At 71.3% G+C, this 14,154-nt stretch carries 13 protein-coding genes; 4 read left to right on the forward strand and 9 right to left on the reverse strand.

Annotated elements, in window-relative coordinates:
- Positions 1-16 precede the first annotated feature (16 nt).
- Positions 17-1,882 (forward strand): molecular chaperone DnaK, encoded by a 1,866-nt coding sequence (dnaK, locus tag ACFZCP_RS16485; protein WP_391427710.1) that lies wholly within the window; start codon positions 17-19, stop codon positions 1,880-1,882.
- A gap of 54 nt (positions 1,883-1,936) precedes the next feature.
- Here the strand turns inward: dnaK and narI are convergent, their stop codons facing one another.
- From narI to ACFZCP_RS16520, 7 genes are all read right to left on the reverse strand, one after another.
- Entirely contained in the window at positions 1,937-2,659 is a 723-nt protein-coding gene (narI, locus tag ACFZCP_RS16490) for a respiratory nitrate reductase subunit gamma (protein WP_391427711.1), read from the reverse strand.
- Positions 2,656-3,150 carry a nitrate reductase molybdenum cofactor assembly chaperone gene (gene narJ, locus ACFZCP_RS16495; protein WP_391427712.1) on the reverse strand — a complete coding sequence of 165 codons (495 nt, stop codon included), beginning with the start codon at positions 3,148-3,150 and terminating at the stop codon, positions 2,656-2,658. Before narJ ends, narI begins: the two co-directional genes overlap by 4 nt.
- Complete coding sequence (gene narH, locus ACFZCP_RS16500) at positions 3,150-4,745, reverse strand: nitrate reductase subunit beta (protein WP_391427713.1); 1,596 nt, start codon at positions 4,743-4,745, stop codon at positions 3,150-3,152. The genes narJ and narH overlap by 1 nt, the downstream gene beginning before the upstream one ends.
- Positions 4,745-8,431, reverse strand: coding sequence for a nitrate reductase subunit alpha (locus ACFZCP_RS16505; protein ID WP_391427714.1), 3,687 nt, complete (start codon positions 8,429-8,431; stop codon positions 4,745-4,747). The genes narH and ACFZCP_RS16505 overlap by 1 nt, the downstream gene beginning before the upstream one ends.
- Positions 8,432-8,509: 78 nt before the next feature.
- Entirely contained in the window at positions 8,510-9,334 is an 825-nt protein-coding gene (locus ACFZCP_RS16510) for an SAM-dependent methyltransferase (RefSeq protein ID WP_391427715.1), read from the reverse strand.
- Positions 9,335-9,368: 34 nt separating this feature from the next.
- Positions 9,369-10,232 (reverse strand): Scr1 family TA system antitoxin-like transcriptional regulator, encoded by an 864-nt coding sequence (locus tag ACFZCP_RS16515; RefSeq protein WP_391427716.1) that lies wholly within the window; start codon positions 10,230-10,232, stop codon positions 9,369-9,371.
- A gap of 98 nt (positions 10,233-10,330) precedes the next feature.
- A complete protein-coding gene (locus ACFZCP_RS16520; protein WP_362682868.1) occupies positions 10,331-11,197 on the reverse strand; it encodes a helix-turn-helix transcriptional regulator in 867 nt (288 codons plus the stop codon).
- A gap of 125 nt (positions 11,198-11,322) precedes the next feature.
- Between ACFZCP_RS16520 and ACFZCP_RS16525 the strand changes: the two genes are divergently transcribed.
- Genes ACFZCP_RS16525 through ACFZCP_RS16535 form a run of 3 tightly spaced genes read left to right on the forward strand, consistent with a single transcriptional unit; the run spans position 11,323 to position 13,225 of the window.
- Positions 11,323-12,108 carry an ADP-ribosylglycohydrolase family protein gene (locus tag ACFZCP_RS16525; RefSeq protein ID WP_391427717.1) on the forward strand — a complete coding sequence of 262 codons (786 nt, stop codon included), beginning with the start codon at positions 11,323-11,325 and terminating at the stop codon, positions 12,106-12,108.
- A 56-nt stretch (positions 12,109-12,164) separates the two neighbouring features.
- Positions 12,165-12,470 (forward strand): 4a-hydroxytetrahydrobiopterin dehydratase, encoded by a 306-nt coding sequence (locus ACFZCP_RS16530; protein WP_362682862.1) that lies wholly within the window; start codon positions 12,165-12,167, stop codon positions 12,468-12,470.
- Positions 12,471-12,475: 5 nt separating this feature from the next.
- Positions 12,476-13,225 carry a methyltransferase domain-containing protein gene (locus tag ACFZCP_RS16535; RefSeq protein ID WP_391427718.1) on the forward strand — a complete coding sequence of 250 codons (750 nt, stop codon included), beginning with the start codon at positions 12,476-12,478 and terminating at the stop codon, positions 13,223-13,225.
- Here the strand turns inward: ACFZCP_RS16535 and ACFZCP_RS16540 are convergent.
- Both ACFZCP_RS16540 and ACFZCP_RS16545 read right to left on the reverse strand, forming a co-directional pair.
- Positions 13,203-13,670 (reverse strand): hypothetical protein, encoded by a 468-nt coding sequence (locus tag ACFZCP_RS16540; protein WP_391427719.1) that lies wholly within the window; start codon positions 13,668-13,670, stop codon positions 13,203-13,205. The two genes, ACFZCP_RS16535 and ACFZCP_RS16540, sit on opposite strands and share 23 nt — an antisense overlap.
- Positions 13,667-14,146 (reverse strand): hypothetical protein, encoded by a 480-nt coding sequence (locus tag ACFZCP_RS16545; protein WP_391427720.1) that lies wholly within the window; start codon positions 14,144-14,146, stop codon positions 13,667-13,669. Before ACFZCP_RS16545 ends, ACFZCP_RS16540 begins: the two co-directional genes overlap by 4 nt.
- Positions 14,147-14,154 lie beyond the last annotated feature (8 nt).

Below are 14,154 nucleotides of genomic sequence, written 5' to 3' on the forward strand. Positions count from 1 at the left end.
TGGAAGGGGACGAACCATGGCACGCGCGGTCGGGATCGATCTCGGGACGACGAACTCGGTGGTGGCCGTCCTGGAGGGCGGCGAACCCACCGTCGTCGCCAACGCGGAGGGCGCTCGGACCACCCCCTCCGTGGTGGCGTTCGCGAAGAACGGCGAGGTACTGGTCGGCGAGGTCGCCAAGCGGCAGGCCGTCACCAACGTGGAGCGCACCGCGCGCTCGGTGAAGCGGCACATGGGCGATCCGGGCTGGCGCTTCCCCGAGCAGGGCACGGTCGACGGCACCCGGATGCGCGCGCAGGAGCTGTCGGCGCGGGTGCTGCAGAAGCTGAAGCGGGACGCGGAGGCCTACCTCGGCGAGGACGTCACGGACGCGGTGATCACCGTGCCGGCGTACTTCGACGACTCCCAGCGGCAGGCCACCAAGGAGGCCGGGGAGATCGCCGGCCTGAAGGTGCTGAGGATCATCAACGAGCCGACCGCCGCCGCCCTCGCCTACGGCCTGGACCGCGGCGAGGAGCAGACGGTCCTCGTCTTCGACCTGGGCGGCGGCACCTTCGACGTGTCGCTGCTGGAGATCGGCGACGGCGTCATCGAGGTCAAGGCCACCAACGGCGACACCCACCTCGGCGGCGACGACTGGGACCAGCGGATCGTCGAGTACCTCGTCAAGCGGTTCAAGGGGCAGTACGGCATCGACCTGGGCGCCGACAAGATGGCCGTGCAGCGGCTGCGCGAGGCCGGCGAGAAGGCCAAGATCGAGCTGTCCTCGTCCTCGGAGACCACGATCAACCTGCCCTACATCACCGCCTCCGCCGACGGGCCGCTCCACCTGGAGGAGAAGCTGACCCGCGCCCAGTTCCAGGAGCTGACGGCCGACCTGCTGGACCGCTGCACGACGCCCTTCCACCAGGCGGTCCGGGACGCCGGGATCCAGCTGTCCGCCGTCGACCACGTCATCCTGGTCGGCGGCTCGACCCGGATGCCCGCCGTCACCGACCTGGTCAAGGAGCTCACCGGCAAGGACCCGCACAAGGGCGTCAACCCGGACGAGGTGGTCGCGGTCGGCGCGGCCCTCCAGGCGGGCGTCATCCGCGGCGACGTCAAGGACGTCCTGCTCCTCGACGTCACCCCGCTGTCCCTGGGCATCGAGACCAAGGGCGGCATCATGACCAAGCTCATCGAACGCAACACGACCATCCCGACCCGCCGTTCGGAGATCTTCACCACCGCCACCGACAACCAGCCCTCGGTCGGCATCCAGGTCTACCAGGGCGAACGCGAGATCGCCGCCTACAACAAGAAGCTCGGCGTCTTCGACCTCACCGGCCTGCCGCCCGCCCCGCGCGGAGTCCCGCAGATCGAGGTCGCCTTCGACATCGACGCCAACGGGATCATGCACGTCTCCGCCAAGGACCTCGGGACCGGCCGCGAGCAGAAGATGACCGTCACCGGCGGCTCCGCCCTCCCCAAGGACGACATCGACCGCATGATGCGGGACGCCGAACAGTACGCCGAGGAGGACCGCAGGCGCCGCGAGGCCGCCGAGACCCGCAACCAGGCCGAGCAACTCGTTTACCAGACCGAGAAGTTCATCCGCGACAACGAGGACCGCATCCCGGCCGACACCCGGTCCGAGGTGCAGGCCGCGGCCGGCGAACTGAAGGGTCTGCTGGAGCAGAACGCCGACACCGGCGCCCTGCGCACCGGCGTCGACAAACTGGCCTCCGTCAGCCAGAAGATGGGCCAGGCCATGTACGCCCAGGCCCAGCCCCAGGCCCCGGACGACGCCCCCCGCGAGCAGGCGGCGCCGCAGGACGAGGAGGGCGTGGTGGACGCCGAGATCGTGGACGACGAACGGGAGCAGAGGGGAGGCGCCGCCTAGCCTGCGGGGCCCGTGCCACGGCTCGCGACCCCGGCAGGGTCCGAAGGAGAGGGCCTAGCCGCCGATCCGTTCCCAGCCCCGTCGCTCCGGCCGCGGGCCCAGCTGACCGGGGTCGCGCCTGCGGTAGACGATGTAGGGGCGGAACAGGTACGGCACCGGCGCGCTGAACATGTGGACCAGGCGCGTGTAGGGGACCATCGCGATCAGCACCATGCCGATCACCGCGTGGATCTGGAACAGCACGGGCACGTCGGCCATCAGCTCCGTCCTGGGCCGCAGGAGGAACAGACTGCGGGCCCAGGGGGCGATGGTCTCCCGGTAGTCGTAGCCGTTGCCGGAGGTGTGGCTCAGCTTGGCGACCATGCCCATGATGAGCGCGGCGAGCAGGACGGCGTACATGGTCTTGTCGTTGGCCGTCGTCGCCCTGAACACGGGAGCCCGGGTGCGGCGGCGGTGGACGAGCAGCAGGATCCCGGCGACGGCGAGCGCTCCGGCCGCCGTCCCGCCGTACAGCGAGAACAGGTGGTAGGTGTGCTCGCCGATGCCCAGGGACAGCGTCCAGGACGCCGGTACGAACAACCCGATCAGATGACCGGCGAGCACGAACAGGATGCCGTAGTGGAACACCGGCGAGGCGATGTTCAGCAGCCTCGACTCGTACACCTGCCAGGAGCGCGTGGTCCAGCCGAACTTGTCGTAGCGGTAGCGCCAGGCCAGTCCGGCGACGAGGCTGACGAAAGCGACGTAGGGCAGGGCGCCCCACACGACTGTGGTCATGAGCGCACCCCCGTGCGGACGGTCGGCAAGGTGGCGCACACCGCGTCCAGGACGGACGCGTACGGTGTACCGGCATCGCTCAGCCGGGACCGCAGCTGCTGCAGTCCGTCGTGGTGGTCCGTCAGCGGGTCGGTGTTCCCGGTGCGGGCCGCGAACTCCAGCACCGCCGGCAGGAAGTCGGGCAGCTCCTCGCCGGTGAACTCCAGACCGTACGCGCGGTACAGGTCCTTGAACCGCACCAGCGACATCCCGCGCCGCCGGGTGTCACCGTCGCGCCACCAGCTCAGATAGAGGCTGTGCCGGTTCTTGAAGTCGAAGACCTCTACGTAGTGCGCCGCCAGGTCGGGCAGCGGGGTCCTGGTCGCGTGGTCCACGAACGCCCGCAGCCGCGGGGCGGCTTCGCGCACCAGCGGCAGCCTCTCCACCAGGTCCTCGTCCGGATACGTCAGACAGAGCGCCGACGCCTGGTACAGCACCGCGTCCGAGTGCATCACGCCTCCTTGGCGTCGTCGGTCGTCTGCCGTCTGCGCAGCGCGTGGAAGTTCTCCACCGAGACCAGCGGCAGCGTCCTGCGCCCCGAGTCCCCTCCGAAGGGTCCGTCGCCGCCCATCCCCGGCCCGCCGTCGTAGTCGAGGCTGCACCCCTCGGGCAGCGCCGACTCCTCCAGCCGCCGGGCGTCCCCCACGGCCGCGGTCGGAATCACGTACCGGTCCTCGTACTTGGCGATCGCCAGCAGCCGGTACATCTCCTCGATGCCGCCCGGATCCATGCCGACGGCCGAGGCGTCGCCCGACGCCGGCTCCTCGCCCAGGTTGATCGCCCGCATGTGGGAGCGCATCGCGGCGAGCCGTTCCAGCGCGGCGCGCACCGGCCCGGTGTCGCCCGCCGTGAACAGCTCCGCCAGGTACTCCAGCGGGATGCGCAGGGTGTCGATCGCGCCGAACAGGTTCTGCGTGCTCTCGCCGTCGTGCCCGGTCTCCGTGAGTGCGTCCACCACCGGCGACAGCGGCGGGATGTACCAGACCATCGGCAGCGTCCGGTACTCCGGATGCAGCGGCAGTGCCACCCGGTACTTCGCGATCAGTGCGTACACGGGGGAGCGGCGCGCCGCCTCCAGCCAGTCGTCCGGGATGCCCGCCTCCTGGCAGGCCCGTCGCACCCCGCGGTCCTCCGGGTCCAGGAAGACGTCCAACTGGGCCTCGTACAACGCCTTCTCGTCGCGCACCGAGGCGGCCGCGGTCACCTTGTCGGCGTCGTACAGGAGCACGCCGAGATAGCGCAGGCGGCCCACGCAGGTCTCCGAGCACACCGTGGGCAGGCCCGCCTCCAGGCGCGGATGGCACAGGGTGCACTTCTCCGCCTTGCCGGTGGCGTGGTTGAAGTACACCTTCTTGTACGGGCATCCGGTCACGCACATCCGCCAGCCCCGGCACTGGTCCTGGTCGACCAGGACGATGCCGTCCTCCTCCCGCTTGTACATCGCGCCCGACGGACAGGACGCCACGCACGAGGGGTTGAGGCAGTGCTCGCAGATGCGCGGCAGATAGAACATGAACGTCTGCTCGTAGGCGAACAGCACTTTGTCCGAGGCCTGCCGGCGCGTGCGCTCCACCATCGGGTCGAGGTCGCCGTGGGTGGGAGCCCCGGCGAGGTTGCCGTCCCAGTTCGACGACCACTCGATCTTCATCGGTTTCCCGTCGAGCTGGGACAGCGGACGCGCGACCGCGAAGTCGTCGCCGAGCGGGGCGTCGGTGAGGTTCTTGTAGTCGTCCGTCCAGGGCTCGTAGTAGTCCTTGATCTCCGGGAGTCTCGGGTGGGAGAAGATGCCCACGAGCTTGTGCAGCCGGCCGCCCGCCCGGAGCTTCAGCGCGCCCCGGTGGTTCAGTTCCCAGCCGCCCCTCCACTTCTCCTGGTCCTCGTACCGGCGCGGATAGCCCTGGCCGGGCCGGGTCTCGACGTTGTTGAACCAGACGTCTTCCATGCCGCGCCGGTTGGTCCACGCCTGCTTGCAGGTGACCGAACAGGTATGGCATCCGATGCACTTGTCGAGGTTCATGACCATCCCTATCTGGGCCATGGGACGCATCAGTACTCGACCTCCTGGCTGCGGCGCCGGATCACCGTCACCTCGTCACGCTGGTTGCCCGTCGGGCCCAGGTAGTTGAACGCCCAGGACAACTGGGCGTAGCCGCCGATCAGATGGGAGGGCTTGAGGATCAGAGGGGTCAGGGAGTTGTGGATGCCGCCGCGCATGCCGGTGGCCTCCGTCTTCGGAACGTTCACCGTGCGCTCCTGCGCCTGGTGCATGCAGACCGTGCCGGCCGGCATCCGGTGCGAGACGACCGCGCGGGCGACGACCACGCCGTTGCGGTTGACCGCCTCGACCCAGTCGTTGTCCTTCACTGCGAGCGCGTCGGCGTCCACCGGGGACATCCAGATGTTCTGCCCGCCGCGGGCGAGGGCCAGCATGAACAGGTTGTCCTGGTACTCGGAGTGGATGGACCACTTGTCGTGCGGCGTCAGGTAGCGGACCGTCACCTCGCGCTGCCCGTCCGGGCCGAGGTGCGGCTCGCCGAACAGCTTGTTCATGTCCAGCGGCGGCCGGTACACCGGCAGCGCCTCACCCAGCTCGTGCATCCAGTCGTGATCGAGGAAGAAGTGCTGGCGCCCGGTGAGCGTGTGCCACGGTTTGAGGTGCTCGGTGTTCAGGGTGAACGCGGTGTACCGCCGCCCGCCGGACTGGCTGCCCGACCACTCCGGCGACGTGATCACCGGCACCGGCGCCGCCTGCGTGTCCGCGTAGGTGACCCGCTTGCCCTCGTGCTCGGCGGCCAGATGCGCCATCTCCTGGCCGGTGCGCGTCTGCAGCGTGCGAAATCCCTGCATGGCGAGCCGGCCGTTGGTCGTCCCGGACAGTGCGAGCACCGTGTTCGCCGCCTTCACCGCCGTGTCCAGCGCCGGCCGCCCCTCGGCGGGACCGGCGCGCACCGTGCCGTTCAGTTCCCGCAGCCGTTCGACCTCCTCGTCGGGCCTGAGGACGATGCCCTTGGCGGGCAGTCCCAGCTCCTCCGCCAGCGGGCCCAGCGCCGCGAACTTCGCACCGATCGCCGTGTAGTCGCGCTCCACGACCGTCAGGTTCGGCATGGTCGTGCCGGGCACCGGATCGCACTGCCCGCGCTTCCAGTCCAGGACGACCCCGCCCGGCTGCGCCGTCTCTCCCGGGGTGTCGTGCTGGAGGGGAGTGGCGACCAGGTCCCTCCGCACGCCCAGGTGGCCCACGGCCAGCTCGCTCAGCCGCTCGGCCAGCGCCTTGAACGCCTCGAAGTCGGTCCGCGCCTGCCACGGCGGATCCACGGCCGGGGTGAAGGAGTGCACATAGGGATGCATGTCCGTGCTGGACAGGTCGTGTTTCTCGTACCAGGTCGCGGCGGGCAGCACCACGTCCGACAGGAGGGTGGAGGAGGTCTGGCGGAAGTCCAGGGAGAGCAGCAGATCGAGCTTGCCCTCGGGTGCCTTTCCGTGCCACGTCACGTCCCGGGGCCGTACGTCCTCGGGTGCCTCCTCGGCCCGCAGCGACGAGTGGGTGCCCAGCAGGTGCCGGGTGAAGTACTCGGCGCCCGTCGCCGACGAGCCGAGCAGATTGGCCCGCCACAGCGTCAGCACCCGCGGCCAGTTCTCCGGCGCGTCCGGGTCCTCGCAGGCGAACTTCAGCGTGCCGGCCCGCAGTTCGGCCACCGTCCGCGCGACCGGGTCTCCGGACGCCTCGCCCAGGTCCAGCGGGTTGCGGTCGAAGGTCGGGTACGACGGCATCCACCCGGCACGTGCCGACAGCGCCAGGCAGTCGGCGCCCGTCATGCCCGCGAACCTGCCCTCGCCCAGCGGCGAGGCGAGCACATCGGCGCCGAACCGGTCGTAGCGCCACTGGTCGGCGTTGAGGAACCAGTACCCGGTGCCGATCATCTGCCGCGGCGGGCGCGACCAGTCCGACGCGGCCGCCAGCGTCGCCCAGCCGGTCACCGGGCGGCACTTCTCCTGCCCGCCGTAGTGTGCCCAGCCGCCGCCGTTGCGGCCCTGGCAGCCGGTCAGCTGGAGCAGGGCGAGAAAGGCCCGGTAGATCGTCTCGGAGTGGAACCAGTGGTTGGTGCCGGCGCCCATGAGGATCATGCAGCGGCCCTTGGACCGCTCGGCGGTCCGCGCGAACTCGCGGGCGATCCTCACACAGGCGGCGGCGGGGACGGAGGTGTGGACCTCCTGCCAGGCGGGGGTGGCGGGGGTGGCCGCGTCGTCGTAGGAGGCCGGCCAGCTGCCCGGGAGGCCGTGCCGCCAGACGCCGTACTGCGCGAGCAGCAGATCGAACACGGTCGTCACGAGGGGGCCGTCCGCCCCGCCCAGCCGCGTCGCCGGCACCGACCGGCGCAGCACCTCCCCACGGCCCTGTCCGTGCACGCCCCCCTCGGTGTCGAACCGCGGCAGCAGGACCTCCACCGGCACCGCGATCCGGCTGCCGTACAGGCTCAACTGAGGTGATATCTCACCCAGTTCGAGATTCCAGCTGCCCCGGCCGGACTCGGTCCAGCGGAAACCCAGCGAACCGTTCGGGACGACCGCACGCCCGGTCACCTCGTCGAGGACGACCGTCTTCCACTCCGCCCCCTCGTCCCCCTGGCCCAGGTCCGAGGCCCGCAGGAACTTCGCCGGCACCTGCGCCCCGTCCCGCTCCGTCAGCCTCACCAGGAACGGCAGGTCCGTGAACCTGCGCACGTAGTCCGTGAAGAACGGCGTCTGACGGTCGACGAAGAACTCCCTGAGGATCACATGCCCCATCGCGAGCGCCAGCGCCCCGTCCGTCCCCGGATGCGGATGCAGCCACTCGTCGGCGAACTTCGCGTTGTCCGGCGCGACCACCACCACCTTCTGGCCCCGGTATCGCGCCTCCGCCATCCAGTGCGCGTCGGGCGTCCGGGTCACCGGGACGTTGGAGCCCCACATCATCAGATAGGCGGCGTCCCCCCAGTCACCCGACTCCGGCACGTCCGTCTGGTCGCCGAAGACCTGCGGAGACGCCACGGGAAGGTCCGCGTACCAGTCGTAGAACGACAGCATCGGCGCGCCGATCAGCGAGTGGAAGCGCGCACCCGCCGCGTGCGACACCATCGACATCGCCGGAATCGGCGAGAAACCCGCGATGCGGTCGGGGCCGTACGCCTTGATCGTGTGCACCTGCGCGGCCGCGACGAGTTCCACCGCCTCGTCCCAGCTCGCCCGCACCAGACCGCCCTCGCCCCGCGCCCGCTGGTAGCGGCGCCGGCGCTCCGGGTCCTGCTGGATGTCCGCCCACGCCAGTACGGGATCCCGCAGACGCCGCTTCGCCTCCCGGTACATCTCCAGCAGGACGCCGCGCACATAGGGGTGGCGCACCCGCGTCGGCGCATACGTGTACCAGGAGAACGCCGCGCCCCGCGGGCAGCCCCGCGGCTCGTACTCGGGGCGGTCCGGGCCCACCGACGGACAGTCCGTCTCCTGGGTCTCCCAGGTGATGATCCCGTCCTTGACGTACACCTTCCACCGGCACGAGCCCGTGCAGTTCACCCCGTGCGTGGAGTTCACGACCTTGTCGTGGCTCCAGCGGTCACGGTAGAAGGCGTCCGCCGCCCGCCCGCCCGTCAGCCGGACACTGTGCAGATCCGGGGAGGGCGTGCCGGGCCGGAAGAACCTCCCGATGCTCAGCAGCGCCGCGTCCGGCTCCGTGGGCGGTATGTCGGTGTCGGTCACCTGTGGCTCCCTTGCTGGCCCATGGTTCGAACCTAGGGGCGAGCAGGGGGACGCACCTGTTCAGACCGCCCGTCCGGGTCAGGGCTTGCGCGCCACCCCCGCGTACACGGGGACGACACCCTCCGCCTGCGCCGCCACGTCCTCGGGCTCCGGACGCCACCCGTGCACGGGAATCACCCCCGGACCGAGCAGTTCCAGGCCGTCGAAGAACCGCCGGAACTCGGGCAACGTCCGTGGGTGGAAGGGGGTGCCGCCGCGGCGGAACAGTTCCGCGGCCCGCGCCACACCGTCCGGGCTGAGGTCCTGTGTGACCTGGGACAGGATCAGGAAGCTGCCCGGGGCGAGCCGCGCGACATAGCGCGCGACGAGCCCGTACACGTCGTCGCCGCCGTCGGTGTCGGCGGCGTCGTTCAGGTAGTGGGTCAGCGCCACCAGGGACAGCGCGACGGGCTGCTCGAAGTCGAGGGTCTCCGCCGCCCGCTTCAGTATGCCGCCCGGGTCGCGTACGTCGGCGTGGACGTACTGCGTGCTGCCCTCGGCCGTGCCGTGCAGGAGCGCCTCGGCGTGCCGCAGCACGATCGGATCGTTGTCCGCGTACACCACCCTCGACTCCGCCGCCGCGGCCTGCGCCACCTGGTGCAGATTGGGCTCGGTGGGGATGCCCGTGCCGATGTCCAGGAACTGGCGCACCCCGGCCTCGGCGGCCGTGCGCACGGCCCGGTGCATGAACCGGCGGTTGGCGCGCGCCCCGCGCACCGCCGTGCCGTCCGCGGCCAGGATCCTGCGGGCCAGCTCCTCGTCCACCGGGTAGTTGTCCTTGCCGCCCAGCCACCAGTCGTACACCCGCGCGGGGTGCGGCCTGCTGGTGTCGACCGTGCGGGGTGCGGACTCGGATCCGGTCATGCCGTGGGTGCTCCTCAGCCGGTCACAAGGGCGGTCAGAAGTTCTCGCGGTACTCCCGCAGCAGCTTCTCGGTGCGCTGCGCGGAGGCGGCCCGTGCCGTCATGTGGTCCAGCACCTCCAGATGCGCGGCGACCTCCTGACGGGAGTCCAGGTACAGCGCGCCGGTCAGATACTCGGTGAACACCATGTCCGGCAGCTCCGGCTCGGCGAACCGGAACAGGGTGAACGGCGCGTACGTCCCCGGATGCGGACCGGCCGCGAACTCGGCGAGCTGCACGGTGACCCGGTCCCGGGCGGCGTACTCCAGCAGCCGGTCGAGCTGGTCGCGCATCACCTCGGGCCGGGTGCTCACCGGACGTCTCAGCACCGTCTCGTCCATGATCACCCACAGATGAGGCGGATCGATCCGCTCCAGCAGCCGCTGCCGCTCCAGGCGCAGCGACACATGCCGCTCCACCGTGTCCGGCCCGGTCTGCCCTATCGTCCCGGCCTCCATCACCGCGCGCGCATACGCCTCGGTCTGCAGCAGACCCGGCACGAAGTGCGGCTCGTAGGAGCGGATGATCCGGGCGGCGCCCTCCAGACTCACATACAGGCTGAACCAGTCGGGCAGCACGTCGTGGAACCGCTGCCACCAGCCGGGCTGGTTCGCCTCCTCGGCCAGCCGCACGAACGCGGCCGCCTCCTCCTCGGCCACCCCGTAGGTGGACAGCAGCACCTGGACGTACGGGATCTTCAGCGCGACCTCGGCCATCTCCATCCGCCGAACGGTCGCGGGCGCCACCCGCAGCACCCGGGCGGCCTCCTCACGGCTGAGCCCGGCCGCTTCCCGCAACTCCTGCAACCGTTTGCCGAGCACCACCTGGCCCACGGTGGGCGCAGCCCGCCGCTCACTCACGCCACGCCCTCCCCTACGCGCCGAAAGTACCCGCGCAGTCTGCCATGCGACGCGCGCTCGCACACGCTCTCGACCGGACCCGCACCCGTCGGGGTGCGTCAACCAGCCAGTGTGTGCAGGTACTTGGTGGTCGCCGGGTCGGCGGGCAGAAACGTCTCGATGGCGAGCTCGGCGACCGTGACGTCCATGGGCGTGTTGAACGTCGAGATCGACGACACGAACGACAGGGTGCGGCCGTCGTGCTCGATCACCATCGGCAGCGCGAAGTACGGCACCGGCTCGGCCGGTTCGGTGCCGGACGCGTCCGCGGGCAACGGGTAGGCCGCCACCTCCTCGTACAGGGCGCGCAGCGGCTCCGAGCGGTGCAGGGCGAGCTGCCGCTCCATCTGCGCGAGCAGATGACCGCGCCACTCGCGCAGGTTGCGGATGCGCGGCGCGAGACCCTCCGGGTGCAGCGTCAGCCGCATCGCGTTCGGCGCCGGCGTCATCAGCTTCTCCGGTACGCCCTCCAGCAGCATCGTGATCCCGCGGTTGGCGGCGACGACCGTGTACCCGGCGTCGACCACCAGCGCCGGGTAGGGCTCGTAGCCCTGGATGAGACGCTCCATGCCGTCGCGCAGGACGTCCATCGCCGGGTCGTCCAGCGGGGTCTCCGGATAGTGCGGGGCGTGACCGGCCGCCACCAGCAGGGCGTTGCGCTCGCGCACGGGCACGTCCAGGTGTTCGGCCAGCCTCAGCACCATCTCCTCGCTGGGCCGGGACCGGCCGGTCTCGATGAAACTGATGTGCCGCGCCGAGGAGTCGGCGCGCAGCGCCAGCTCCAGCTGCGAGATCCTGCGCCGCTCCCGCCAGGCGCGCAGCAGCGGACCCACGCCCTTGTCGGTCCTGTCGGTCCTGTCCGTCCTGCGGGCCCGGTCCGCGGGGGCGGTGGCGGTTGCGGTGGGGCCGGTCGCGACAATGGTCATACGGACGACCGTAGTCGAGGAGGACGTGCCGCGGCCGAGGAGTTTCCCGGTGGCCGCGGAGGCTGCCCGACAGCCCGGGAGACCGGTCCCGTCCCCGCCGCAGACCGGAGTTGAGGACCGCACGCATGAACCAGCCCTGGAAGCCGTCCTGGGAGGCCGAGGCGGTGTACCGGGCCAGAGTCCGCGGCTGTCTCCTCGGCGGAGCACTCGGCGACGCCCTCGGGTACCCCGTCGAGTTCTCCTCCCTCGACCGGATCCGCGCCTCGCACGGCGAGCGCGGCGTGCGGGGTCTGGTGCCCGGCGCACACGGGGTGGTGGGCCGGATCAGCGACGACACACAGATGACCCTCTTCACCGCCGAGGCCCTCGTCCAGGCCCACGCACGCGAGCGGGAGAAGGGCACCGGCGGCGGCTGGGCCCTGCTGCTGCGGTGGGCCTACGAGCGGTGGCTCAGGACCCAGACCAGCTCCGGCCCCGAGGAGGCCGCACCGCCGCAGAACGGCGCACCCGCGGGCGGACTGGTCACCGAGGCCTGGCTGTACTCCCGGCGCGCCCCCGGCAACGCGTGCCTGTCCGGAGTCGCCCAGATGTACGCCCCCGACCCCGCGCTCCCGCTCGACGGCACACCGGGAGAGGTCAACCCCGACTCCAAGGGCTGCGGCGGGGTGATGCGCTCGGCCCCCTTCGGCCTCGTGTGCCCCGCCGACACGGCCTTCGCCATGGCCGCCCGCGGCGCCCAGATCACCCACGGCCACCCCACGAGTACGGCCGGCCGAGCAGGAAGCGCACACGGGCGGCTGAGCGCGAAACGCCTACGTCGCGGCTGCGCGTGGAGTGCTCAGCGGGCCGGGCATGACGTGCGTGCGGGGCTGAACCCGGAGCACGTACGGAGTCGTTCGCCGAGTCCGTGACGGGCCGGACGTGGCAGGCTGAACGAGGACCCGCCCGCCCCGAAGGGAGACCGGCCATGGCCGTCGAACCGCTGTCGCAGAAGGAGATCGAGGACCGGCTGGCCGAGCTGCCCGGCTGGTCGCTGGAGGGGGACCGCCTCACCCGCACCTACCGGCTCGGCTCGCATCTCGCTGCGGCGGCCTTCGTCGTGCACATCGCGCAGATCCAGGACGAGCTGGACCACCACTCCGACCTCACCCTCGGCTATCACACCGTCTCCCTCAGCGTGAACACGCACAGCGCGGGAGGCGCCGTCACAGAGAAGGATTTTGCGCTCGCCCACAGGGTGGAGGACATCGCCCCAGGTCACCGGACACACTGAGGGATGTGCTCGACTACGACAAAGAAGCCGACGCCTACGACCTCTCCCGTGGCGGCGAACCCCGCGCCGAGGCAGCCACCCGGGCCGTCCTCGGCCTGATCCCCGACCGGCCGGGCCGTCTCCTCGACGCCGCCTGCGGCACCGGGATCGTCACCCGGCGTCTGGCCGCGGCCCGGCCCGCGCTGCGGGTGACCGGCGCCGATCTCGCCGCGGGCATGGCGCGCCGGGCCGCTGCCCGGCTGCCCGGCACGATCCTGCAGGCGGACAGCCGCCGCCTGCCCTTCGCCGACGCCACGTTCGACGTGGTCACCAGCATCTGGCTGCTGCACCTGCTCTCCGACGCCGCCCAGGTGCGGGCCGTCGTCGCCGAGTGCGCCCGCGTCCTGAAGCCGGGCGGGGTCTATGTCACCACCGTCGACAAGGCGGACGCGCACGACGTCGGCAGCGACATCGACGTCGTCCTCGCGCCGCGCCCGCGGCGCGCCGCCCAGGACGCCGTGGGCGCCGTCACCGCACACGCGGCCGAGCACGGACTGGCCCCGTCCGGGCATGCCTCCTTCCCGGGCGTCGGCCAGGGCCGCAGCCCTCGCGTCACCATCGCCGACCTCGGCCGCGGCTGGTTCACCCTGCTGCCGCCGGGCGATCCGCGCACCGAGGAGTTCGCCGCGGGCCTCGCCCGTCTGCCGGACCAGGACCGCCCCCGCCCCGACCCCCTCTTCGCGCTGCGCGCCTTCAGGAAGCCGGCGGACGGCTGAAGTCCATCGTCCAGTTGGTCACCCAGGTCGTTCCGCCGTCCACGGAGAAGGCCTGCTCCCAGTGGGCGGCGGCCGGGCAGACGCCCGACCAGACGAACCGCACCCGTACGTCCTTGCCGTCATGGGTGTCGTCACCGTGGAACTCGCCGCGGTCGCCCTCGAAACGGCCGGTCACGGGCGGGAAGAGCGTGCCGGTGCGGCTGGCGGCCCAGTGCAGGGACCACTGCCCGCTCTCCGGGTCGAACAGCCGCAGGGTGAGCCCCCTGGCCCCGAGGTGGGGCAGGTCGACCTCGTCGATGTTCGCGGCGCCGTCGAACAGCGCTCGGCAACGGCTCGTGGACCGGAACTCCTCCCAGTCGCTCGCGGGGTCGAGAAAGTCGGTGCGGCGGCGGTGGCGGACCTGCCACGCGCCGTGGAGGAAGTCGAAGTCGTGCGGGCTGCTCATGAGCGGTCTCCTGTGGTTCCCTCGGGCATGCTGTCGGTCAAGTAGGCCTCCAGGTCCGGGACTTCGGGGACGAGCAGGTGCCGCACCCAGGCGTCCCGTTCGTGCCGGATGGGCGGCAGCTCCCAGACACAGCCGATCCAGGGCAGGTCGGGCCGGACGAAGCGGGTGGGATCGCGGTCCGGGCAGCCCAGCACCGGCTGGCCCGCCGCGGCGCCCCGGAATTGCAGCACGTTGTCCCACACCCAGCTGTACGCGTTGAGGTAGGCGCCGCTGTCGCCGCCCCGGTGCAGGACGACGAACGTCGCGGCCGGCGTGCCGTCGGATGCGGGCAGCAGCTCCGGCAGGATCGCGTACGCCGCCTTCTCCACATCGGGCTCGATGCCTGCCGGGTCGGCGGTGACGTGGTAGCGCTTGATGTGCCGTCCCGCCACCTCGATCGGCGGCGGCACGGTCAGCAGTTTCTCCCTGAAGGCCATGACCGCGA

The organism is Streptomyces sp. NPDC007971, from assembly GCF_042958635.1.
Classification (GTDB): domain Bacteria; phylum Actinomycetota; class Actinomycetes; order Streptomycetales; family Streptomycetaceae; genus Streptomyces.

Bases quoted from the DNA above. Each gene is read 5' to 3' on its own strand.
- dnaK (WP_391427710.1), top strand. From the start codon at position 17: ATGGCACGCGCGGTCGGGATCGATCTCGGGACGACGAACTCGGTGGTG.
- narI (WP_391427711.1), bottom strand. From the start codon at position 2,659: ATGACCACAGTCGTGTGGGGCGCCCTGCCCTACGTCGCTTTCGTCAGC.
- narJ (WP_391427712.1), bottom strand. From the start codon at position 3,150: ATGCACTCGGACGCGGTGCTGTACCAGGCGTCGGCGCTCTGTCTGACG.
- narH (WP_391427713.1), bottom strand. From the start codon at position 4,745: ATGCGTCCCATGGCCCAGATAGGGATGGTCATGAACCTCGACAAGTGC.
- ACFZCP_RS16510 (WP_391427715.1), bottom strand. From the start codon at position 9,334: ATGACCGGATCCGAGTCCGCACCCCGCACGGTCGACACCAGCAGGCCG.
- ACFZCP_RS16520 (WP_362682868.1), bottom strand. From the start codon at position 11,197: ATGACCATTGTCGCGACCGGCCCCACCGCAACCGCCACCGCCCCCGCG.
- ACFZCP_RS16525 (WP_391427717.1), top strand. From the start codon at position 11,323: ATGAACCAGCCCTGGAAGCCGTCCTGGGAGGCCGAGGCGGTGTACCGG.
- ACFZCP_RS16530 (WP_362682862.1), top strand. From the start codon at position 12,165: ATGGCCGTCGAACCGCTGTCGCAGAAGGAGATCGAGGACCGGCTGGCC.
- ACFZCP_RS16540 (WP_391427719.1), bottom strand. From the start codon at position 13,670: ATGAGCAGCCCGCACGACTTCGACTTCCTCCACGGCGCGTGGCAGGTC.
- ACFZCP_RS16545 (WP_391427720.1), bottom strand. From the start codon at position 14,146: ATGGCCTTCAGGGAGAAACTGCTGACCGTGCCGCCGCCGATCGAGGTG.